Genomic DNA, 20187 nt, shown 5'->3' with positions numbered 1-20187 from the left:
TATGCGACACCTACCGCATACGTAAGGGACGGAATACATCAATTCTGATATGCCGAAAAAGCCTAGAGGAACGGGGAGACTGCGATGAAGCGACGTACTGGAGCGATTCTAATGCTCGCGGCCGCAGGTTTTTTAATCGTCGCCAGTTTCATGTTCCTCACTCAAGATTCACCGACCGAGGAACCATGCATCTATTACCAAGGCGTGTGCATCGACATGCGCGCTTTCCTGGCAGGAGCGCCTCGTCATCTGTTACCGTGAGCGAGGCCGAATCAGACTAAGTCATTCGAGTATCGCCGTCGATCAGCAGCGGAACCGTTCCGAGCGGGTTGACCTGAAGATAACTGCGGTCCAGCGCCCGAGGAGGGAACGGCAACATCACCGGTTCGTAAGGTAGCCGAGTTCCTCCAGCATCCAGAGAGGCCGGAATGAGCGTGCACTCACGCAGTGGTATAGCGAAAGCAAGATGGTCCCCCCTTCGAATACTTTGGATACACCAACTGCAAGTCGTTCATTGCTCGACCATTCGGCCTTTCGAAAAGCATAGGCAACGGTTCCTGGAAAGCGCTGCGCAGTCACTAATCTACGATGCCAATGGATAGCATAAGCCTTGGCCATGAACCCGGTTATTGCGGAAGGCACACTGAGCTTCCCCTGAAATTTCGCCTTCCAGCAGGTCGCGTATCAACTCGACCCAGAGGAAGAAAAGAAGAAATGTTCAAGCTACCGCACCAGGGGTACCCGGCGGAGTTCAAGGAAGCAGCCGTGCAACGAGTCAAGGACGGACAAGGCGTCCCCCGGCGCCGTGGCCGGCGAACTAAGCATGTCGATCCAGACGTGGCGCAACTGGCTCAAAGCGTCGGAGGCCGGCAAGCTGAACGGCCCCGGCGCGAAAGGAAAGTCGTCGCGGCGGAACAGACGGAGCTCTCACGTCTGCGAGCGAAGAACAAGCGCTTGCAGATGGAGCTGAAAATCGCAAAACCCTCGGTCTGCCCGTTCTCATCACGGTATCTCCGTTCCCAAGATACCGCAATGGTATGCACGATTAATGCCAGAAACTAACGGGACAGGTGTTACGTCGCGAACAATTTGAGAATCGAGGGATGAGTTTGTCGCGTGATCGGCGAGGTGGAATTTCTGAACATCCCCTCGAGCAGCGCGAGACAGTGCAGATGTGAGGATGGCCAGTGTTGCTCTGATATCGTGCGATGTCTACCAAACGCCGTACGAACATCAAGAACAAAGTGGCCATGCATCGAATTGTATTTGCGTTTCTCACTTTCGAACAACATCTTCGCGCCGTCGTCGCCACACCCCAGTCATATCGTCCCGATTGTTGTCCGCATTGCGGCTTCGGTTGCCTGTGGGGGCATGGCTGTTACGACCGCAAGGCTGACCGCAGCGCCGACGGCGATCTCAATCCGCTTCCGATACCGCGTTTCCGGTGTCCGTCGTGTCGACGCACCTGTTCGCGCCTGCCGCTGTGCATCTGCCCGCGCCGCTGGTATGGCTGGGCGCTGCAGCAGCAGGTGCTGCTCCTGCTGATCGCGGGCGCCTCGCTGCGCCGTACCGCTGCGATCTTCGCGCTCGGGCATCACACCGTGCGGCGATGGTGGCAATGGCTGGAGACCAGGCATGAGCATTTCGCCTTTCATCTGCGCAGCCGGTTTGCATCGCTCGGACGCAGCGTAGGCTTCGCCACTTTCTGGCTCGCCTGTCTCCAGTTGATGCCACTGTGCGAAGCGATGGCCTGGCTCGATCACGACAGTGTCGCTGTCCCGTGATCGGGTAATTCTCGTTCGCTGCGCGACGGCGAAGTCTGCGCTGCAACGGGTACCCCACACACTTTGCTCACTGCCCGAGCTCGCGCATTGGCGGTTTCATATGGGGTCCTTCATTTTTACGGGGAACACCTATGAACGAAGTCGATCCGAAGGCCCTGTTTCGCCTGTCGGTGCTCGGTCCGCTCGTCAGCCGCGAACGGCTGGGCCACGGCGAGCTGCAGCAGATCGTTCAACAGCTCGCGCAGCAGGAATACGCCATTCCCGGCTCGCGCCGCCGTCATATCAGCGAGAAGACGCTGCTCAAGTGGTACTACGCATGGCGACGTGATGGTCTGACGGGACTCGCCGATCACGCCCGTACTGATGTGGGCCGCTCGAAGTTGCCTGAAGCCATACAGGGCGCCGTGCTCGCGGCCAAACGCGAGAGCCCGCGCCGATCGATCCGCCAGATCCGGCTGCTGCTGGAGGCCGCCGGCGTGGTGCCACGCGACACGCTCTCGCGCTGCGCGGTGCATCGTCTGCTCAAGGCGCACGGCATCTCACGCATTGCCGGTCCCGATGTCGTGCCTGAGGAGAAACGCAGCTTCGAGGCCGAGTATGCCGGTTCAATCTGGTACGGCGATGTGCTGCACGGCCCGACACTGTCCTTCGGCGGCAAGCGTACAAAGACGTACCTCGTGTCGCTGATGGACGACGCCTCGCGGCTGATCGCCCATTGCGCGTTCTGCACCTCGGAGACGGCGCTCGACATTGAAGGCGTGCTCAAGCAGGCGCTGCTCAGACGCGGCGTGCCGAAGACGCTCGTCGTCGACAACGGCGCCGCCTATCGTGCCTCAACGCTGCAGGGCATCTGCGCGCAACTGTCAATCCGGCTCGTGCATTGCCGGCCGTACCAGCCGACCAGCAAAGGCAAGCTCGAGCGCTGGCACCGCACGTTACGCGAACAGTTCCTTGCCGAACTCGACGCGACGCATATCCGTGACATGGCGGACCTGAACGCCCGGCTATGGGCATGGATCGAGCAGGTCTACCATCGCCGCAAACACGGTGCACTTGGCGAGCACACGCCGCTCTCACGCTACCAGCGGGACCTGCCGCGCATCCGGCAGCTCGGCACACTCGCTGCGCGGTTGGACGAACTGTTCCTGCATCGCATCTCGCGCCATGTGCGTCGTGATGGCACCGTGTCGTTCAACGGCAAACGCTTTGAGGTCCCGTACGAGCTCACCGGACAGATGGTCGTGCTCGTGGTTGATCCGCACGCCGGCACCGTCCTACGCGTCGAGAGCCAGACCGGGCAGGCCCTGGGCCTCGCCACCGAACTGGATACGGTGGCCAACTGCACGCGCCGGCGGCAGCGGCCATCGACGCAGCCTGCCACCCATGCCGCAGCATCAGGGCCGAACCTGCTCGAGCTCGTGCATCAGCGTCATTACCGCACGGAGGGCTGACCATGTACCGACAACACTTCGGCCTGCGCTGCGCGCCGCTGGACAAGGATTCGACGGACCTGTGGGACGATGGCGCGCTTGCCCAGCTCACCGAGCGCTTCCAGTGGCTGCTCACCAGTCCCGGTATCGGCCTGCTGACGGGCGAACCGGGCGTGGGCAAGACCGCGGCACTACGCCATCTCACTCGCAGCCTCAATCCGCATCGCTATCTCGTCATTTATCTCGCCGAAACGGAGTTCGGCCGCATCGACCTGTACCGGTCGCTTGCACGAGCGCTCGGACTGGAGCCCAGCTACCGGCGTGCCGACCTGTGGCGCGAGCTGAAGCAGCGTATCACCGAGCTCGTCGAGGGCAAGCAGTTGCTGGTGGTATGGATCATCGACGAGGCGCAGAACCTGCCCATCGAGTTCTTCCGCGACTTCCCGTCGTTCCTGAACTTCGCCTTCGATTCGCGCAACCTGCTCACCGTGTGGCTGGCCGCGCATCCGAATCTGGCCACCACGCTCGAACGTGCGCCCTATGCCGCGCTGTACGGACGTATCCAGGCGCGCGTGCAACTGAAGCCCGTCATCGAGCGCGAGCGTTTCGCGCAGTTGATCACGCACGCCCTGAAGAGCGCCGGCTGCACGCATACGCTGCTGGCCGACTCCGGGCTTGAGCTGCTACGGCAGGCTTCACGTGGTCTGCCGCGACACGCCGGGCGAATCCTGCGCACCGCGATGCAGCTGGCCGTGCCCCGCGGTCTGAATCATCTGCCTGACGAACTGCTGCAACAGGCCATCGAGGAATTCCGGTGAACAGGCGCGACAAACATGCAAAGACATCGCGCGCGGCGCCAGAGATCATGCCCCGTCCGCCGGCCCTGCCGGAAATGAGCGACGAGGCGGCCGCCCAGATCCAGCAACTGCTTTGCGACTGGCTGCTGTGGTTTAGCGCAGCCTACGGCGAGCAGATCCGCCGCTGCAATGAGCCGTGGGCTGCGCCCCGACGCGAACCACCATCGCCTCATCGTATTGATGATCCGTTCTGACGACACGGCCCCGGTCTCAACAACCGGGGCCGTTCTCTTTGTGCCGTCCATCAAATGCGCGACGGCAGGTGCATCTATCTTCGCTGCGTCTCACGTTCGCTCACACCGAGATTCCACTCCATCAGCACGCGACAACCGATGCCGTCTCGCCTCCAATATCTTGCGATACCGAGTCTCGTTTAGCGCGCGACGTAACAACAGGACACTGGAAGAGCTGCGCCAAAGGTGCGAGCAGCTGTCGTGTTCAGATAAGACCGGCGGCCCGAAGGGCAGCGGCAGTGTCGCCATAGATCACTTCCAACTTTCGCGTTTTCCCATCGACGATCGTCCATATCTCGACCATCCGAAACGAGATTGTGTTCCCCGATTTTCTGCCGGTGAGGGTGAGTTCCCCCACCAAGATCACGTCGTCGCCATCGGCGATCATTTTGTGCTGGGTGAATTTGGGGCTGGAAAAATGCTCCTTCACCAGGCCCATGAGCCTTGGAAAACTGTCGACACCCTTGTGGACGCCGCCATAGGGCAGAGAAGCAGCCTCATGGATCTCGGTCTCGGCGGTGAAGCTGGCCGTGAACCCTTGGAGTTCTCCGCGCGCGTTGGCCGCGTAAGCGTCTTTAACAATCTGGATATTTTGCTGTTCGACCGACATCCTTGAATCCTCCCTTTGAGCAAGACCCCCCGCGCACCGAGGCTTGGCGGGGCGGACCACCAATTATTGGTTTAGGTCTCGACGTTCCTGCGACGGTTAGCGGAGCTTCGCGATCACGTCGCTGCCGAAGCGATTTATCGCGTCGAGCTTGGCGGCAACCGGAACTCGGGAAGGGGGTAACAGCACCACTCCGTAGTCGGTGACCCCAATTTCCTCAAGTCGACGAAAGTGATCGAGGTCCACGCTTCCTTGGCCGCCCGTTCGGAAATCCGACTCCCGCGCATGAATTTGAAAGTCGTCGCCTTCTTTTCCATACTCGCGCCGAAGGCTGGTCAGCGTTTCGACGGTCTCCTTCATCATGTCGAACTTCATATTGACGGCCGTCCAGCCATCGCCGATCCGGGCCGCTCGACGTAAAGCGGGCTTGGAATGACCTCCGATTACAACGGGAACGGGCAGAGTGGGCGTAGGATTGATTCTGATCGGACCAAATCTGTTGTGCTTACCTTCGTAGGAGAAGGCCTCCCCGGTCATAAGGCCGCGCAATATCTCGATCGATTCATCCAATAATTCCCCCCGCTCTTCCCACGGAAGGTTGTTATAGACATAGTCTTCCGCCCAAGGCCCGATGCCGGCTCCATAGATGTAGCGGTTGTTTGAAACCACAGCGAGAGACGCAATCTGCTTGGCCAGAAGGATCGGCTGGCGAGACGCTGTCTTGAGGACGTTCGAAAATAGCTTTATCCGGCTGGTTTGCCCCGCCAGCCAGGCAAGGACAACAAAGGTTTCTACGAATGGCGTATTTTTAATGTAGTCTCTAATGGCCTTGGTTTCGTTATAGGGATAAATAGAGTCGGTTTCCTCCGGATAGAAAATGCTATCAGGTATGGAAAAGACGTCGAAGCCGGCGTTTTCCGCTGCAACTGCCATCACGGGCCAATCTTCGTAGTCGCCATGAGTGACTGATAAATTGAAGCGCAATATTATCTCCTTGCTCGCCTTGAGCATCTATATTGAATAGAAGGGCCACGCTGACGGGTGTCACGCAAAATGCGAGCCTCCGCGCCGCTAGGACGCCGACAGCTTCGCCAAGCGATATGCTCCGAAGTCATCGGCGTCTCACTTCTCGATCAGGCCCGTTGCGCATACTGCTTCTCGAAATGCACATTGAGACCTCGGATCATGGAGTCGTAGACCGCTACGAGCGTCTCACGAAGTTTGTCGATATCCCCGGTCTCCATCACGTCGAAATTCGCTTCGACTTTTATGTGGCAGCGATTATTTGGAAGCGGATCGAGAGCCCAGTTGGCGATATAGTTCCTGATGCCGTGGAGGAAGCCGTCCACGCAATCGTAATAGAACCTGTAGGCCGTGCGGTCTTCACGCAGCAGGACTTCGCGGTTCACCAGCGGCAGGCCGCTTCCCTCCACATTGGAGCGAGTCATTACGCGAACGCGAAACTGTGTGTCCTTTTCGCCCTCGAGATGGACTTGGCCGAGCTCCATCCCCTCCTCGGTCACATCGTTGAGAAGCCAATCGAGATTGGCCCAGTCGAGCAGCAAGTCCCAGACATCGTCGATGTTCGCGGAAACCTCGCCCTCGAAGGCGGCCCTTCCCCTCTGCACCTTGCTCATCGGAAGCCCTCTCAAGGTCTGATTGTCAAAAGAATTTGGAACTGTGGCTGGATCCAGCAGGACGGCTTAACAGGCACTGGCGATTTCCCCCGGCGCCCCTGCGCCTCACCGGTCTCGAAGATACGGCGCCGCTAAGGCGCTTTTCTGACGCCGCGTTCGTCGACGCCTTTGACCTCCACGTCATCGCGGCCGGCACGGCGGGCGATCTGCTCGAACAAGCGGACATAGCCTGTGCGCGCGATCTTCCATTGGCCGTCCACACGGCGGTAGTCGTCATAGTAATATCCGGCGCCGGTGATTTCCTCGCCGCCGGTCAGGTTCCTCACCGGGTCGGGCACCGGACCCTTGAAGTGAACGATATCCTGCAGCCGCCAGGTACCCTTGGCGGTGTCTGGACCGGTCAGTTGGATCTCCGGCTGCAGTGCGATATGACTGCTGTAGACAACCGGAAGGAACCACGCCCTGAGCCTCGCGATGATTTCGTCGGCGCCCTCGGCGGTAAATTTCCCCTGGTTGTACCAAACACTTGCATCGTCGGTGAAGCAGCTGCGAAGCAACTCCCAATCCTGGGTATCGACCCCACGCAGGTAGCGGTATTTGGTCTGGCTGATCTCATGCAGCGCAGTAAACTCGTCGAGCGTCATCGTGCGATCCTTCAACTGTTCTTTGCGCCCGGGTCCGGGCGAATAGCACCCAGATCGGGCTAAGTATTTGCAACCGAATTTCCTAGAATTCTGGGAATCTGACGTTCAGCGCCGCCGCACAGACCCTTGGCGTCTTTGGTGGCCGAGGCGCCGGCCAGCCGGCCAAAGGTGAGGGCGTTGGCCACGCCGATGCCGCCGCCGACATACCGTCGGCCCAGGGTGCACCCCAAGACCTCGCCGGCGGCGTAGAGGCCCCGGATGGCTGTCCCGGTTCGGTCGAGCACACGGCCATCATTGTCAATGTCGAGGCCGGCATGGCAGGACGTGATCGTGGAAGCGCGCATCTTCACGGCATAGAACGGGCCCTTGCGGATCGGGTAGAACTTGCTGGTCGATTTGAGGAAATCCTCGTCCTTCCCCGCATCGGCAAACTGGTTGTAGCGCTCGACGGTCGCAATCAGACCGGCCGCGTTAATGTCCGATCGCTGAGCTAGCTCCTCGAGCGTGTCGGCCGTCTTCACCCGTCCTTCCTGGATTTTGCGACGGATCACGCTGACCCTCCAGCCTGCCGGTCCCGGATCGTTCACATAGTGCTTGACCACGACGTCTTCCGCGCAGGCCTCGAGAAAGGCTGCTTCGTCGAAGATGACAAAGCAGTGCATCCCGGGCTGGTCGTTTATCAGATAGCCCGAGATTGCATAGGAGGCGTCCTCCGGCGCGAAGCGGTGACCGCAGCGATTCACCACCATCGCCCACTCGGGAAAAAAAGCCTCCAAGTCATACGGCGCCAGAGCCGAGTTGGGTGTCAGCAGGCCGTTGTCGATGCCGGTGATCCGAGCGCCAACGTCCTCGGCGATCTTGATGCCGTCCCCCACATTGAAGGGCACCTCGTGGTAGACGGAGAAGACCCGCTCGCCGTGCGCGGCGGCCGTGGGCCACAAACGTTCGATCATTTGCGGACTGTTTCCAAATCCACCGGTGGTGACCACGACGCTCGGCGCGCGCAGTTCGGTTCCCTGCGAGCGAATACCGACAACGCTCCCGTCTTCCACGAGTAGCCCGCCGACGCGCGAGCCCAGAGCGACCTCGACGCCGAGAGAGCCCGCGTGGTTGATCAGGGACTGGACAATGCCATAGCCGCCGTTGATGGACTGATGCCCACGCGGACAGCCGCCGACCCCGGATTCCACGATGAGGTGCGGCGGGAAGTCGTTACCAAGCTCGATCAGCCAATCGATGATGGAGGCGCCTTCATAGGCCAAGATGCGCGCCAGTGCCGGCCGGATGGACCACTGGTTCAGGCTCATTAAGTGGCTGAACATCGCCTCCGGCGTGTCTTCGATCCCGGCAGCGCGCTGCGGGGCGGTTCCGGCAGCATAGACCACACCGCTGGACAGAGCGGTTGCCCCCCCAGCTTGGTGTCGGCCTCGACCACCATGACAGAGGCGCCCGCCTTGGCCGCCGCGATAGCGGCTGAGAGGCCCGCGCCACCTCCGCCCACGACGATGACGTCATAGTCCATCTGACACCTCTCCAACTAGGCTTCGCGTCCCTGGGGCACTGCGCCGATCGCTGCGGTCACGACCCGCCCAATCAGTCAGCAGCTCCCAAGCCTCATCGACTGATACGTCGACGATCCCGCGCGCCTCGGCGTCGCCTCTCTGGAACTTGCGCATGTGGTTTGCCTCTCTACAGGAAAACGACGTCGAGCGTCTTCGTCTTCATAAGCACCCGAGGACTGCCATCAGGGTACATGTCGACCGCAGATGGTGTCAACACATATCGTCGGCTTGCATACCATAGTGATCGCAACGAAAATGGGGTGCACCGCGAATTCAGCTCAGGCCCGAGCACGAGTTTGCGCGCCGCTGTCATCGGACCGCAGCGGCGCTCGACCACGTCGTCCAGCCAGCGCGCGAACCCCGCCTCTTCGACCGCCTTGTCGTGCGTCGCGCCGTAGTTCTTTGACCGCGATCGCCTTCAATCGCTCCCCGTCGCGACCGTTCGACAGGCATCGGTTTCAAAGCAGCGCCAAGAGACCGAAGAGAACGTCGCCTAGGACGCCAAATCTTCAATGCGGCGCAGTCCTTCCAAGTTCGTTACCTCGACGCGCCTATAACTGATGCTTACCAGTCCCATTTCCTGGAGAAGTCGGACCGCGCGATTGACCTTTTGGCCCGTGATGCCAGACAGGCAGCCTATTTCCTCCTGCGTCAAGGCGATTTCTGCGCTGCCGACGGGGTGGAGTTCCGGATTGAACATCGCGAGAAGACAGTTCGACACACGTGCAGATAGTTCCGAGAGTCGATCATTTTGAACCGTTGCCATAAGTTGGCTCAACCGTTCGTTGATGTTCCCATCGTGCAATCCTGCCGAACGCCGCAATGACCGCGACGCTGCATCGTCGATAACCTGCCCAAGACGGCATCCGGAAAGATCTTGCGGCGCGCGTTACGCGAATAGGATTTCAATCTCACAGGCGCTCGAAGATCGCTGCGATTCCCTGACCGCCACCAACGCACATTGTCACTAGCGCGTATCGCCCACCGGTGCGATGCAGGTCGTAGATCGCCTTGGTGGCAAGGAAGGCTCCAGAGCAACCGATAGGATGACCCAACGCGATGGCGCCTCCGTTCGGATTGGTCTTTTCCGTGTCGAACTCAAGCGCGCGTGCCACCGCTATGGCCTGCGCCGCAAAAGCTTCGTTGCTCTCGATAATATCTATCTGATGGAGCGCGAGTCCGCTCTTTTTCAGGACCAGCCGCGTGGCGGGAATCGGCCCCTCGCCCATGATTTCGTTGGGCACGCCAGCCACTGCGTAAGACACGAGCCTGGCAATCGGCTTATGACCGGCGGCGGCCGCTGCTGCCGAATCGGCAATCACGAGAAAGGCCGCGCCGTCGTTGATGCCCGATGCGTTGCCGGCGGTAACCGACCCGTCCTTCTTGAACGCCGGTTTCATCGCAGCAAGGATATCCAGCGAGGTATTCGGTTTCACGTGCTCGTCGGTGTCGAAGATCACCTCTCCCTTTTTCGTTCGCTTGACGATCGGGACGATCTGTGATTTAAAACGCCCCTCCGCGATTGCCCGTGCCGCCCGGCGATGCGATTCAACGGCCAACAGATCCTGCTCTTCACGCGTTATACCCCACTTGGTGACCAGGTTCTCGGCAGTAATGCCCATTTGACCCACGCCGAACGGGTCGGTCAATGTGGCAACCATCATGTCGACGAGTTGGGTGTCGCCCATGCGTGCGCCCGAGCGCATTGCGGTGGACAAATAGCCGCCTCGACTCATCACCTCGACGCCGCCGCCGATGCCGAAGTCGCAGTCACCGAGCAGCACGCTCTGGGCACTCGTTACGATGGCCTGAAGACCGGATGAGCAGAGCCGGTTCACCGACATCGCAACCGAATCCATGGGCAGTCCAGCGTTGATGGCTGCCACGCGCGCCACGTAGGCGAATCGGCTGTCGGTGGGAATCGTAGTGCCCACCGTCACATAGTTGACCGCGAGCGGGTCGACACCGGAGCGCGCAACGGCCTCTTTCATTACGATGCCGGCAAGCTCAGGGGGGTCTATGTCGGCGAGAGTTCCGCCGAAACTTCCGATTGCCGACCGAACCGCCGAAAGGACCACCACGTCACGCTTGCTCACGATTACCTCCTCGCCCATTAAATGATGGAAAATCGGCCCATTCGTCAGCCGCCGCCTTTGGGCCTTTGCGTCATGCAAGCGCGGCAGTGAAGTCGTCTTTGACGCGACGAGCGCGTCAGAACAAAGAATTCGTCACGCCGCCATCGACCACCAGGCTTTGCCCGGTGATGTAATTACTTTGCTCAGCGCAAAACATCGCTGCGATGCAACCAAAGTCGTCGGCCGAACCGAACCGGCCCGCAGGAATCGGGATCGATCGTACTGCCTCGGCAATCTCCACATCTACATCCGTGCCGTTCGCGACTGCCTTAGCACCATAGATCGCGCGGATCCCATCCGTATCGTGCATCGCAGGAAGTAATGTGTTGATCGTGACGTTGTACTGAGCGACCTGTCGAGCCACCGCGACAGAGTAATTTGTCAGTGCCGACCGTGGCGCGCCCGACAAGATTCGCCAAGGGTGGGGGAACTTGGCCGCTGCGGTCGCGATGTTCAAGATGCGCCCCCACCTGCGGTCAGCCATGCCGTCGACCACGCACCGCATGAACTCGACCGGAGAAATGATCGTGAGCTCGAAATTACGACGCCAGTCATCCTCTGAAATCGAGCGAAAATCCTCGATGTACGGTGGTGGCGAACAAGTGCCAACAAGGATATCCGGCTCTGGGCAGCGGGCTAGAATTCGCGCCCGCCCTTCTGCCGTCGCGTGGTCTGCGACTATAGCTTCCACCTTCGCGCCGGTGGTGCGACGGATCGCTTCGCAGGTATCGTTTAACCTTGCTTCGTTACGAGCCGAGATGAAAAGCTCGACGCCTTCGCGAGCCAGCGCACATGCTGTTCCGAGACCAAGGCCGGCGCTCCCTCCGTTGATAATCGCTTTTCGCCCTCGAATACCCAGATCCATTTCGTTCCTTCCGTATAAGCGACAAAAATCGATCGCTGGACGTTCTACCGTTGGACTTCCGCCGATACGAGCTTACGCGATTGGCGCCGCTCATAGATATGGGCGACAACCGCATCGCACTGAATCGTTGAAACTATCCAAGCAACCCAAGCGCCGCCTTCAGATGACCAATCCGGGTGGGATAGTAGGCCTTGAGTGCCATGTTCACGTCCGCGGCATGTTCGCTATAAAGATCCAAGCCGGCCACCCAGTCGATGCGAGTGGAAGTCGCGCTAAGCGGTGTCAGCGTAATGCAACCCTTTACGCCAATGTTCGCTGCTCGGCTGCATTCGACGACCGTGTACTTGATGACGTGCTCAAGACCGTCCAGGCGCTCGACCCGCTCGGTCGCCCACCAGTCATGGAAGTGCACCGTCCGTAGTGCGCCGACACCGTCGCCAACGGTCTCGCACCGAATGACTTCCGGGTGCCAGCACTTGAGTCCGCCAAAGTCGGCGACGATCGTCCACACTCGCTCGATAGGCGCCTTGATGAAATCAGTGACGACAATGGTCATTGCATGGCCTCGATTGGTCAGACTCGCGACCAGGTCAGGCTGTCGCTTATCAACAGCCGTATTGTGACTCTACAATATGATATTGTACAATATCTTATATGGCGATCTACATCGTAGTGGCGTGACGATCGCGCGTCGACGCAGCCGCATCCTTCGGTGGGCCGATCCCGGCTCCTTCTTGCGTGGGGCACTTCGTGAAAATCGGCATATCGATAGCGAATAACTGGGGCGTCTTGGATGCGTCGAGGCTTATAGATCTTGCGGTCCGTGCGGAGGAGCGCGGGTTTTCCTCAGTTTGGACATCCGAGCATCTCGTCAACGTCGACTACGTGCGCGCGAGAATCGGCGACCGTCCGTACTATCATCCACTGGCCATGCTCTCTGCGGTCGCGTCCCGCACCCGGCAAATCGCTTTAGGTACGTCCGTCCTCATCGTGCCTTTTCACCACCCTTTTGATCTTGCCAAGTACGTGGCAACGCTCGATCAGATCTCCTGTGGGCGCGTGATACTAGGCGTCGGCGTCGGAAACGTGCGCGAAGAGTTCGATTTCATAGGCGTGCCGTGGGAACAACGCGGCGCGATCATGGACGAATCGCTCGATGTCTTGCGGGCCGTCTGGAGTCAACACTCTTCGAGCCACCAAGGCGCCCGGTGGAATTTCAGCGGCGTGCATACATCCCCTAAGCCGTTCCAAGAGCGCCGGATTCCGATGTGGATCGGAGGCATGAGCGAAGCAGCGCTGCGTCGCTGCGTCCGGGTGGGTGACGGCTGGCATCCTACCGGGCTCACTCCGCAAGAGCTTTGCATGCGGACAGCGTCAATGCGTAAAATCGCGGCCGCGGAAGGTCGAGATGCCAACTCCCTCGATGTTTGCATGCGGTTCAACATCGCACTTGACGACGTCGCGGTGACGGACACGGAGCTCCGGTCGACGATCAAGGGCTATGTCGCCGATCGCATCGTCGCGATTGCAGCCGAATACGCCAATGCGGGCGCCACGCATTTCATATACGCCCTCAATTCCCACGACCCAGATACGCTTGAAAAGACCGTCGATGCTTTAGCGGCCGATCTACTGCCAAGTTTCCCGAATTCGTAGCGACGTCCACGCAACTCGACATGCCCAAAACGGGCACCATGAGCTCGAACCTGCCGGCTGCATCGCTCTTCGCCAGTTCAACAAGGAGAACTCATAGTGGAGCTGCACCTGCGGCCAACACGTACAGTAGTGCAGCTCGGACGCGTCCCCGGCCATTGCGAGACGCGAACACGCCATGAGACCTGCCCCTGAGCCTGTCGACGCGTCGCTGAACGTCGTTGTTTCTCGCGGAAGGTGGGGATGCACCGACATCATGCCCCCGTCGACAACCAACTCGGCGCCCGTAATGAACGGTGCTTCGTCCGAAGCAAAAAAACTGCGGCCGCGGCAACCTCCTCGGGCCGGCCCATGCGCCCCATGGGGGCCATCGCGTTCAGCGCCTTCATGATTGGGACCATATCGGTCCCCGCGGGCACGGCATGCGAAAAAATAGCCGTGTCGATCGACCCAGGATGGATGGAATTGCAGCGAATGTTTGTCTTGGCCTGAGCACACCAAACAGCGACCGCCTTCGTTAGATTCCGCACCGCTGCCTTTGTGGTGCTGTATGCGATGTCATGACTCAACGCGACGTATGACGCAGTAGACGCCGTGTTGATAAGGGAGCCGGAAGAACCTCCCGGATTCCGGCGCATCAACTTGACGGCGTGGTGGCAACCGAGCAGCACCCCAGTCTGATTGATCGAAATTAGTCGATTCCATACAGCAAGATCGATCTGATCCACAGTGTTTTCGCCGCCGACAACGCCCGCGTTGTTGAATAGAACATCAAGGCGCCCAAAGCGTTTCTCCACCAGGGCAGCCAAGCCTATCCAATCTTCATTGCTCGCAACGTCGAGGCGTGCGAAGGTCGCCCCCGTTTCCTTGGCCACTTCGCCGCCAAGATCCTCCTGGATATCGGCCACGAAGACTTCCGCACGTTCGGCTCGAAATCGCTTTACTGTGGCAGCGCCCATCCCCGATGCACCGCCCGTGACAATCGCTATCTTTCCAGCCAGACGTCCCTTGCTCATCTGTGTCCTCACTTACCGTTTGTTCAGAAAAGGGGCGTCGCAGACTCAAGCAAACCGAAGTTCGCACGACCCACCAACCAAACTAGTCACCGCCAACCTCATTCGATCCGCCAGCTCCGGATAGAACATCGGGGGTCGATAGCAAAAATGGTATTGCCGCATAACATATTGTAGAGTTACAACGGTTAGCCGCGGCCGACGAGACACACGTGACACAATCCGCCTCTGCGCGCAGTGGCACGCACGCATACTTTGATTGCGGATAGAAACGCGGTCCCGCAGTCCACTGAACTCATAAGTAGCGTGACCTCGCACGGGGGCTGCGTGCGTCGCGATCGCCTAGGATCGGCGCGCGCCGTGCAGCAGTTCCCCGTCAATTACAATTTACCGCCATGATCCATGATCTACGCCACTGGGCAGCGCGCCACCCCGAGCAAATCGCCGTGCAGATCGGCGATGCCGCGCTCACCTATGCGGAACTGGAAGCCCAGGCCAATCAGTTGGCGAGGCTTTTCGACGCCCTCGGGCTGAAGCGTGGCGACCATGTCGCAGCCAGCTTGACCAACTCGCCGTTCACGCTGGTCATGGCTTGGGCCGCCTGGCGCAGCGGTCTGTACTACACGCCGATTGCCACCACGTTCACGCTTCACGATACGGCCGCCATCATCGCAAATTGCCGGGCCCATCTGGTGGTTGCCGACCGATCGGCGCAAACCCACGTGGCGGAACTGCCTGCGCACTGCGCTGCCGTGGGACATTGGTTCTGGCACGGTGATGCGGTGCCGGGCTTCCGCTCGCTGAGCGAGGAGATGGGGGGCCAAAGCGAGCGGCCGCGAGTCGGCGAAACACCTGGCGCCTTGATGCTCTACACATCGGGCACCACGGGCGCGCCAAAGGGCGTCTGGCGTCCTCTGCCGCCCGCCAATCTGCGGGCAACACCGAGCTTTGCCGCGGACCTGATTCCGCTCTTCGGCTTTGATGAGGGCGTGCGTTATCTGTCCACGGCGCCGCTCTACCACGCGGCCCCATTGCGAGCGGCACTGGCGGTGACCGCTGCGGGCGGCTGCGTGATCGGCATGCGCAAGTTCGATGCGGCCGAGGCGCTGCAACTGCTCGCGATGCATCGCATCACGCACTCGCAATGGGTGCCTACTATGTTCCTGCGCTTGTTGAAACTGCCTGAATCAACGCGGCGCGACTTCCAAGCGCCCTTGCACCGCGTGGCGCTGCACGCGGCCGCGCCGTGTCCACCGTCCTTGAAACGCGCGATGATTGACTGGTGGGGCCCAATCCTGGTCGAGTACTATTCGGGCTCCGAAGGCGTCGGCCTGACGATGATCAGCACGCAGGAGTGGCTGAACCATCCAGGCTCGGTCGGGCGCACCGTCAAGGGGGTGCCGCATGTGCTGGACGAAAACTTCCGCGAGCTTGCGCCTGGTTGCACGGGGCGCATTTACTTCTCTGGCGTGACGCCGTTCGAGTATTTCGAGGAGCCGAACAAGACGGCGAATCGAACGAGCCCGCAGGGCTACCAGACCCTCGGCGACATCGGCTACCTCGACGCAGAAGGCTATCTGTACCTGGCCGACCGCATGGACGATATGATCATCTCCGGTGGCGTGAACATCTATCCGCAGGAGATCGAAGCCGCGCTGCTGGAAATGGCAGGCGTGGCCGATGTGGGCGTGATCGGCGCCAAGGACGAGAAATTCGGCGAACGTCCTGTCGCGTTCGTTGTCGCCGAATCCGGACACGACGCGCACGCGCTTCGACGCGACCTGCCGGCGCTGTGCGAGGCGCGGCTGGGCCGCATCAAGGCACCGACCCGCTTTGAATTCGTGCAACAGTTGCCCCGCTCGCCAACGGGCAAGCTGCTTAGACGCGAGCTGCGCGAACGCCTGCGTCAGCATCAGCCACCGGACGCGAACTGAGCCGCGGCGCTTGAGGTGCCGGTTCGGTAGTCTGTACGTCCTTCCGCGCGTAGGCACGCAAGAACGTGTCAATGGCGCAGTGGGACATGCGCCGGACATCGAGGTCGGCAATCGGGCCGTCGGTCGCACACAGCAGCAGTGGGTCGATCACCTCCGCCTCGAGCAACAAGCGCAGTTGTGTGGCGGCAATGTGCGCGTCGGCCCGCTGCAACCGCCCGTGCGCCATGCATGTCGAGACGAACGAGGCAAGTTCCTGCTGGAAGGCTTGGAATCTTTCGTAGAACATCCGGCCAACACCGCCGCGCTGCGCCTCGCTGATCATCAGGCGCCGAACCGAGACGACCTCCGGAGTGCACGCAAGGCGGAGGAAGGATTCGCCGAATTCCCGCAACTGCGCATCCAGATCCTTCCCCTCGGCGTGCAAGCCTTTGAGCATGCGGGCCATCGAATACTCGGGCACGGAGAACATGCAATCGACGAAAAGCTTCTCCTTTGACCCGAAATGGGCATAGATCGTCCCCTTGGACCCACCAACGACTGCCACTATCGCGGACACCGAGGTCCTCTCGAAGCCGTTGGTACGGAACAATTGGTACGCCGCCTCCAGGATCGCTTGTCGCTTCTTCAAGTTTCTGATCGCCACGGTCCCCGTCTCCATTTCACTATCGCGCCGTGAGCTTCGCTTGCTTTGCATCGTCTTGACAATCGAGTCACTCAATATGTACGATACCATATCGTACCGTACATTACGATATTCAATCAAATGGGCTCAAAGTGGCATGGGCCACGCGAGCCAGGAGACACCATGCCAATGACGCCCTTAGTCAGCCAAGGTCCGGCCGGCCGCCCAAAGCGGTCCGGCGTCTGTCCACACGTTCAACCGGTGAGGTGCGCCTGATGGCCCGCCTAGTCGTAATGCGGCGCGATGGCGCCGAGTCGGTCATCGAGGCCGGTGATGGCCGTTCAGTCATGGAACTGATCCGCGACCATGGCATCGACGAAATGCTCGCGATGTGCGGTGGGTGTTGCTCGTGTGCAACCTGCCATGTGTACGTCGATCCAAAGTTTGCCGACCGGCTGCCGCCGATGAACGGCGAAGAGAGCGATCTGCTCGACAGTGCCAAATCGCGCGACGCGACCTCGCGCCTGTCGTGCCAGATCCCGTTCACCGAAGCTCTGGATGGCATGCGCGTAACCGTCGCCGAGGAGGCGTGACATGGCGCGTTCGTACGACGTGCTGATCGTCGGTGCGGGCCATGCCGGTGCCCACACTGCGCTGGCCCTGCGACAGCAGGGTTTCGACGGGAGCATCGCGCTGGTCGGTGACGAGCCCGAACTGCCCTACGAGCGGCCGCCGCTTTCCAAGGAGTTCCTCAGCGGCGAAAAACCCTTTGACCGCCTGCTGGTCCGTCCGGCACCGTTCTGGTCCGAACGCAATGTGCAGGTGTTGACCGGCCACCGTATCGTCGTCGTCGACCCGGTCGCCCACTCGGTGCGCGACGCGGATGACGAGACCTTCGGCTACGGCCGGCTGGTCTGGGCCACCGGTGGACGGCCGCGCCCGCTGAGCTGCCCGGGCGCGGAGGCTGCGGGGGTACATGTCCTACGCACACGGGCCGATGCGGAGGGAATCAAGCGCGCAATGACAGGCGTTCAGCGTGTCGTGATCGTCGGTGGCGGTTACATCGGCCTGGAAGTAGCCGCGGCACTGGTGGCGAAGGGCAAGTCGGTGTCCGTGCTGGAGGCCCGCGACAGGGTGCTGGCACGTGTGGCCGGTGAAGCGCTGTCACGGTTCTACGAGGCTGAACACCGCGCACGAGGCGTCGCCGTTCGACTCGGCGCAATGGTCGATGCCATCGAGACATGCGATGGCCGCGCCACCGGTGTGCGGCTCCACGATGGCAGCGTCCTGGCCGCGGAGATGGTGGTCGTGGGCATCGGCATCGTCCCGGCCGTAGAGCCTCTGATCGCAGCCGGCGCCGCGGGCTCCGACGGCGTCACAGTCGACGCGTTCGCACGCACCAGCCTGCCCGGCGTCCTGGCCGTTGGCGACTGCGCGCTTCACCGGAACCCGTTCGCCGACGGCGCGCAGGTTCGACTCGAATCGGTTCAGAACGCGATAGACATGGCCGTCACAGCGGCGCGCACCATCGTCGGCGACCCATGTCCATACCACGCGGTGCCGTGGTTCTGGTCGAACCAATTCGACTTGAAGTTGCAGACCGTGGGGCTATCGACGGGCTACGACCAGACCGTGGTCCGTGGCGACATGGCGACGCGCAGCTTCTCGGTTGTCTACCTGCGGCACGGACGGGTAATCGCGCTCGACTGCGTCAATGCCGCTCGTGACTTCGCACAAGGGCGCGCGTTGGTGGCCGATGGCGCAAAGATCGAACCGGCCCTGCTGGCGAACGCTTCCCTCGCGCTCAAGCAAGCCCGTGGCGCGCCTGCTTGAGCGACCGCGTGTGCTAACGACGCGCCCTTGACGCGTTTTCGTAACGGCCGGATTGAAGGCCAACCAGACGACGCCCGTGCCATTCGACGAGGCCCGCTTCACCCATCGCCCGAAGTTTGGGTGCAAGGAGACATGATGAACATCGAACCCATTAACCCGCCGATCAGCTTCGCCGACCGCGAGGTCTATGCCTGCCCGTTTTCTGCCTATGCCCGGCTGCGCGAAGAGCAACCGGTGTACCGCGATCCGAAGTCCGGCCACTATATCCTCACGCGGTACGACGACGTGCGCAAAGCCATGCTGAACGTCGCTGCGCTGAGCAACAACACCGGGGTGATGGGCGATCGCTGGGCACCGGAAGCCAACCATCTGTTCGAGACGGAAGGCTGGTCGCCCATGAACACGCTAGTATCGAACGACCCCCCGGGCCACCGCACCTATCGCACGCTCGTCGACAAGGTCTTCACGACGCAGAAGGTCGCGAGCCTGGAACCCCGCATTCAGCAACTGATTGACGAGCTGATCGACGGCTTCGTGGGGCTGCCCGAGATTGACTTCCTCGACGCGTTCGCTGTGCCGCTGCCCATGTACGTGATTGCCGAACAGTTGGGCGTGGCACGCGAAGACCGGGCGAAATTCAAGCGATGGTCGGACGTGGCCATGCAAAGCGTTGACCCGCTGGTCACGCCGGAACAACAGCTCATTCTCGCCCGCGAATTGATCGAAATGCAGCAGTACATGGCAGGCCAAATCCAACGCGTGCGCGCGACGCCCGACGACAAGCTCCTGAGCCGCCTCGCGAACCTCGACACCGACGGGCGCCGGCTCGACATGCGCGAGCTGCAGAGCTTGATCCTGCAGATCCTGGTCGCCGGCAACGAGACGACCACGACGACCCTCGCGCTTGGTATGAAGACGCTGATCGAGCGCCCGGAACTCGTCGAGGAAATCGACCAAAATCCCGATCGGGCACGTCCGTTCGTCGAGGAGACGTTGCGTGTGACCGCACCGCTCCAGACACTGTTTCGGCGAGCGCTTGTCGATGTCGAGATCGGGGGCGTGACGATTCCTGCCGGCTCGATGGTCGAGGTACGGTTCGGCGCCGCGAACCGCGACCCCCGCCAGTTCGCCTGCCCGGCGGACATCGACCTAGATCGCCCGAACAGTGCGAGTCATCTGAGTTTTGGTGCCGGCATCCACCTATGCGTCGGCAATCAGCTTGCGCGCGGCGAACTGCGCCTCGCCTTTCAGACCCTGACCCGGCGGCTGACCGATTTGCGCCTTTCGCGCGGTGTCGACAGCCTGCACTGGATCGACAACTACGCCGCCTACGGACCCGATCGGATGTGGATGGCGTTCGCTGTTCGGCCCCAATGAA

22 protein-coding genes and 2 pseudogenes are annotated in these 20187 nt (G+C 60.9%); 11 read left to right on the top strand and 13 right to left on the bottom strand.

Features of this window, described 5'->3' with window-relative positions; genetic code table 11:
- Positions 1-84 precede the first annotated feature (84 nt).
- Positions 85-261 carry a hypothetical protein gene (locus tag H1204_RS51045; protein WP_180736689.1) on the top strand — a complete coding sequence of 59 codons (177 nt, stop codon included), beginning with the start codon at positions 85-87 and terminating at the stop codon, positions 259-261.
- Positions 262-280: 19 nt separating this feature from the next.
- Here the strand turns inward: H1204_RS51045 and H1204_RS52570 are convergent.
- Positions 281-465, bottom strand: a pseudogene (locus tag H1204_RS52570) (glutathione S-transferase N-terminal domain-containing protein); the annotation flags it as partial.
- Positions 466-714: 249 nt separating this feature from the next.
- Here H1204_RS52570 and H1204_RS51040 point away from each other — a divergent pair.
- The 5 genes and pseudogenes from H1204_RS51040 to H1204_RS51020 form a co-directional block, all read left to right on the top strand.
- Positions 715-981: pseudogene (locus H1204_RS51040) on the top strand (transposase); the annotation flags it as partial.
- Positions 982-1250: 269 nt separating this feature from the next.
- Complete coding sequence (locus tag H1204_RS51035) at positions 1251-1784, top strand: DUF6431 domain-containing protein (RefSeq protein ID WP_180736688.1); 534 nt, start codon at positions 1251-1253, stop codon at positions 1782-1784.
- Positions 1785-1915: 131 nt separating this feature from the next.
- On the top strand, positions 1916-3235 hold the full coding sequence (locus H1204_RS51030; RefSeq protein WP_180736687.1) for a DDE-type integrase/transposase/recombinase: 1320 nt from the start codon (positions 1916-1918) through the stop codon (positions 3233-3235).
- A 2-nt stretch (positions 3236-3237) separates the two neighbouring features.
- On the top strand, positions 3238-4032 hold the full coding sequence (locus tag H1204_RS51025; protein WP_062826882.1) for an ATP-binding protein: 795 nt from the start codon (positions 3238-3240) through the stop codon (positions 4030-4032).
- Positions 4029-4265, top strand: a complete 237-nt coding sequence (locus H1204_RS51020; protein WP_180736686.1) for a hypothetical protein — start codon at positions 4029-4031, stop codon at positions 4263-4265. Before H1204_RS51025 ends, H1204_RS51020 begins: the two co-directional genes overlap by 4 nt.
- Positions 4266-4509: 244 nt before the next feature.
- Here the strand turns inward: H1204_RS51020 and H1204_RS51015 are convergent, their stop codons facing one another.
- The 10 genes from H1204_RS51015 to H1204_RS50970 form a co-directional block, all read right to left on the bottom strand.
- The gene (locus tag H1204_RS51015; protein WP_180736685.1) at positions 4510-4914 is read right to left on the bottom strand and encodes a nuclear transport factor 2 family protein; all 405 of its coding nucleotides are present in this window, start codon (positions 4912-4914) and stop codon (positions 4510-4512) included.
- A 96-nt stretch (positions 4915-5010) separates the two neighbouring features.
- A complete protein-coding gene (locus tag H1204_RS51010) occupies positions 5011-5922 on the bottom strand; it encodes a TIGR03619 family F420-dependent LLM class oxidoreductase (RefSeq protein ID WP_243469182.1) in 912 nt (303 codons plus the stop codon).
- A 122-nt stretch (positions 5923-6044) separates the two neighbouring features.
- Positions 6045-6548, bottom strand: coding sequence for an SRPBCC family protein (locus H1204_RS51005; RefSeq protein ID WP_180736684.1), 504 nt, complete (start codon positions 6546-6548; stop codon positions 6045-6047).
- Between the two features lie 131 nt (positions 6549-6679).
- Entirely contained in the window at positions 6680-7192 is a 513-nt protein-coding gene (locus tag H1204_RS51000) for a nuclear transport factor 2 family protein (protein ID WP_180736683.1), read from the bottom strand.
- A gap of 59 nt (positions 7193-7251) precedes the next feature.
- Positions 7252-8577: an FAD-binding protein gene (locus H1204_RS50995; RefSeq protein ID WP_243469233.1), complete on the bottom strand. Its 1326-nt coding sequence runs from the start codon at positions 8575-8577 to the stop codon at positions 7252-7254.
- Positions 8499-8714, bottom strand: coding sequence for an FAD-dependent oxidoreductase (locus tag H1204_RS50990; RefSeq protein ID WP_180736681.1), 216 nt, complete (start codon positions 8712-8714; stop codon positions 8499-8501). The genes H1204_RS50995 and H1204_RS50990 overlap by 79 nt, the downstream gene beginning before the upstream one ends.
- Before the next feature lie 533 nt (positions 8715-9247).
- Positions 9248-9520 (bottom strand): helix-turn-helix domain-containing protein, encoded by a 273-nt coding sequence (locus tag H1204_RS50985; RefSeq protein ID WP_180736680.1) that lies wholly within the window; start codon positions 9518-9520, stop codon positions 9248-9250.
- A 145-nt stretch (positions 9521-9665) separates the two neighbouring features.
- Entirely contained in the window at positions 9666-10868 is a 1203-nt protein-coding gene (locus H1204_RS50980) for an acetyl-CoA C-acyltransferase family protein (RefSeq protein ID WP_180736679.1), read from the bottom strand.
- A gap of 97 nt (positions 10869-10965) precedes the next feature.
- Entirely contained in the window at positions 10966-11754 is a 789-nt protein-coding gene (locus tag H1204_RS50975; RefSeq protein WP_180736678.1) for an SDR family oxidoreductase, read from the bottom strand.
- A gap of 133 nt (positions 11755-11887) precedes the next feature.
- Positions 11888-12310, bottom strand: a complete 423-nt coding sequence (locus H1204_RS50970; protein WP_180736677.1) for an SRPBCC family protein — start codon at positions 12308-12310, stop codon at positions 11888-11890.
- A gap of 194 nt (positions 12311-12504) precedes the next feature.
- Here H1204_RS50970 and H1204_RS50965 point away from each other — a divergent pair, with 194 nt between their 5' ends.
- On the top strand, positions 12505-13410 hold the full coding sequence (locus tag H1204_RS50965) for an LLM class F420-dependent oxidoreductase (RefSeq protein WP_180736676.1): 906 nt from the start codon (positions 12505-12507) through the stop codon (positions 13408-13410).
- 251 nt (positions 13411-13661) lie between these two features.
- Here the strand turns inward: H1204_RS50965 and H1204_RS50960 are convergent, their stop codons facing one another.
- Positions 13662-14423 carry an SDR family oxidoreductase gene (locus H1204_RS50960; protein WP_243469181.1) on the bottom strand — a complete coding sequence of 254 codons (762 nt, stop codon included), beginning with the start codon at positions 14421-14423 and terminating at the stop codon, positions 13662-13664.
- Between the two features lie 392 nt (positions 14424-14815).
- Here H1204_RS50960 and H1204_RS50955 point away from each other — a divergent pair, with 392 nt between their 5' ends.
- Positions 14816-16354 carry an AMP-binding protein gene (locus H1204_RS50955; RefSeq protein WP_180736675.1) on the top strand — a complete coding sequence of 513 codons (1539 nt, stop codon included), beginning with the start codon at positions 14816-14818 and terminating at the stop codon, positions 16352-16354.
- Here H1204_RS50955 and H1204_RS50950 read toward each other — a convergent pair.
- Positions 16299-16997 (bottom strand): TetR/AcrR family transcriptional regulator, encoded by a 699-nt coding sequence (locus H1204_RS50950; protein ID WP_180736674.1) that lies wholly within the window; start codon positions 16995-16997, stop codon positions 16299-16301. The two genes, H1204_RS50955 and H1204_RS50950, sit on opposite strands and share 56 nt — an antisense overlap.
- A gap of 254 nt (positions 16998-17251) precedes the next feature.
- Here H1204_RS50950 and H1204_RS50945 point away from each other — a divergent pair, with 254 nt between their 5' ends.
- From H1204_RS50945 to H1204_RS50935, 3 genes are all read left to right on the top strand, one after another.
- Positions 17252-17569, top strand: coding sequence for a 2Fe-2S iron-sulfur cluster-binding protein (locus H1204_RS50945; RefSeq protein WP_180737013.1), 318 nt, complete (start codon positions 17252-17254; stop codon positions 17567-17569).
- 1 nt (position 17570) lies between these two features.
- On the top strand, positions 17571-18809 hold the full coding sequence (locus tag H1204_RS50940) for an FAD-dependent oxidoreductase (RefSeq protein WP_180736673.1): 1239 nt from the start codon (positions 17571-17573) through the stop codon (positions 18807-18809).
- A 132-nt stretch (positions 18810-18941) separates the two neighbouring features.
- Positions 18942-20186 (top strand): cytochrome P450, encoded by a 1245-nt coding sequence (locus H1204_RS50935; RefSeq protein WP_243469180.1) that lies wholly within the window; start codon positions 18942-18944, stop codon positions 20184-20186.
- Position 20187: the final 1 nt, after the last annotated feature.

This window comes from Paraburkholderia sp. PGU19, from assembly GCF_013426915.1.
Lineage (GTDB): Bacteria > Pseudomonadota > Gammaproteobacteria > Burkholderiales > Burkholderiaceae > Paraburkholderia.
This window is presented reverse-complemented; position numbering and strand designations above follow the sequence as displayed.

What these genes read in the sequence shown, in the direction of transcription:
- H1204_RS50990 (WP_180736681.1), bottom strand. Translation starts at nt 8,714, where the DNA reads ATGGACTATGACGTCATCGTCGTGGGCGGAGGTGGCGCGGGCCTCTCA.
- H1204_RS50960 (WP_243469181.1), bottom strand. Translation starts at nt 14,423, where the DNA reads ATGAGCAAGGGACGTCTGGCTGGAAAGATAGCGATTGTCACGGGCGGT.
- H1204_RS50970 (WP_180736677.1), bottom strand. Translation starts at nt 12,310, where the DNA reads ATGACCATTGTCGTCACTGATTTCATCAAGGCGCCTATCGAGCGAGTG.
- H1204_RS51025 (WP_062826882.1), top strand. Translation starts at nt 3,238, where the DNA reads ATGTACCGACAACACTTCGGCCTGCGCTGCGCGCCGCTGGACAAGGAT.
- H1204_RS50985 (WP_180736680.1), bottom strand. Translation starts at nt 9,520, where the DNA reads ATGGCAACGGTTCAAAATGATCGACTCTCGGAACTATCTGCACGTGTG.
- H1204_RS51035 (WP_180736688.1), top strand. Translation starts at nt 1,251, where the DNA reads ATGCATCGAATTGTATTTGCGTTTCTCACTTTCGAACAACATCTTCGC.
- H1204_RS51005 (WP_180736684.1), bottom strand. Translation starts at nt 6,548, where the DNA reads ATGAGCAAGGTGCAGAGGGGAAGGGCCGCCTTCGAGGGCGAGGTTTCC.
- H1204_RS50945 (WP_180737013.1), top strand. Translation starts at nt 17,252, where the DNA reads ATGGCCCGCCTAGTCGTAATGCGGCGCGATGGCGCCGAGTCGGTCATC.
- H1204_RS51015 (WP_180736685.1), bottom strand. Translation starts at nt 4,914, where the DNA reads ATGTCGGTCGAACAGCAAAATATCCAGATTGTTAAAGACGCTTACGCG.
- H1204_RS51010 (WP_243469182.1), bottom strand. Translation starts at nt 5,922, where the DNA reads ATGCTCAAGGCGAGCAAGGAGATAATATTGCGCTTCAATTTATCAGTC.
- H1204_RS50955 (WP_180736675.1), top strand. Translation starts at nt 14,816, where the DNA reads ATGATCCATGATCTACGCCACTGGGCAGCGCGCCACCCCGAGCAAATC.
- H1204_RS50935 (WP_243469180.1), top strand. Translation starts at nt 18,942, where the DNA reads ATGATGAACATCGAACCCATTAACCCGCCGATCAGCTTCGCCGACCGC.
- H1204_RS51045 (WP_180736689.1), top strand. Translation starts at nt 85, where the DNA reads ATGAAGCGACGTACTGGAGCGATTCTAATGCTCGCGGCCGCAGGTTTT.
- H1204_RS51000 (WP_180736683.1), bottom strand. Translation starts at nt 7,192, where the DNA reads ATGACGCTCGACGAGTTTACTGCGCTGCATGAGATCAGCCAGACCAAA.
- H1204_RS50980 (WP_180736679.1), bottom strand. Translation starts at nt 10,868, where the DNA reads ATGGGCGAGGAGGTAATCGTGAGCAAGCGTGACGTGGTGGTCCTTTCG.
- H1204_RS51030 (WP_180736687.1), top strand. Translation starts at nt 1,916, where the DNA reads ATGAACGAAGTCGATCCGAAGGCCCTGTTTCGCCTGTCGGTGCTCGGT.
- H1204_RS50975 (WP_180736678.1), bottom strand. Translation starts at nt 11,754, where the DNA reads ATGGATCTGGGTATTCGAGGGCGAAAAGCGATTATCAACGGAGGGAGC.
- H1204_RS50940 (WP_180736673.1), top strand. Translation starts at nt 17,571, where the DNA reads ATGGCGCGTTCGTACGACGTGCTGATCGTCGGTGCGGGCCATGCCGGT.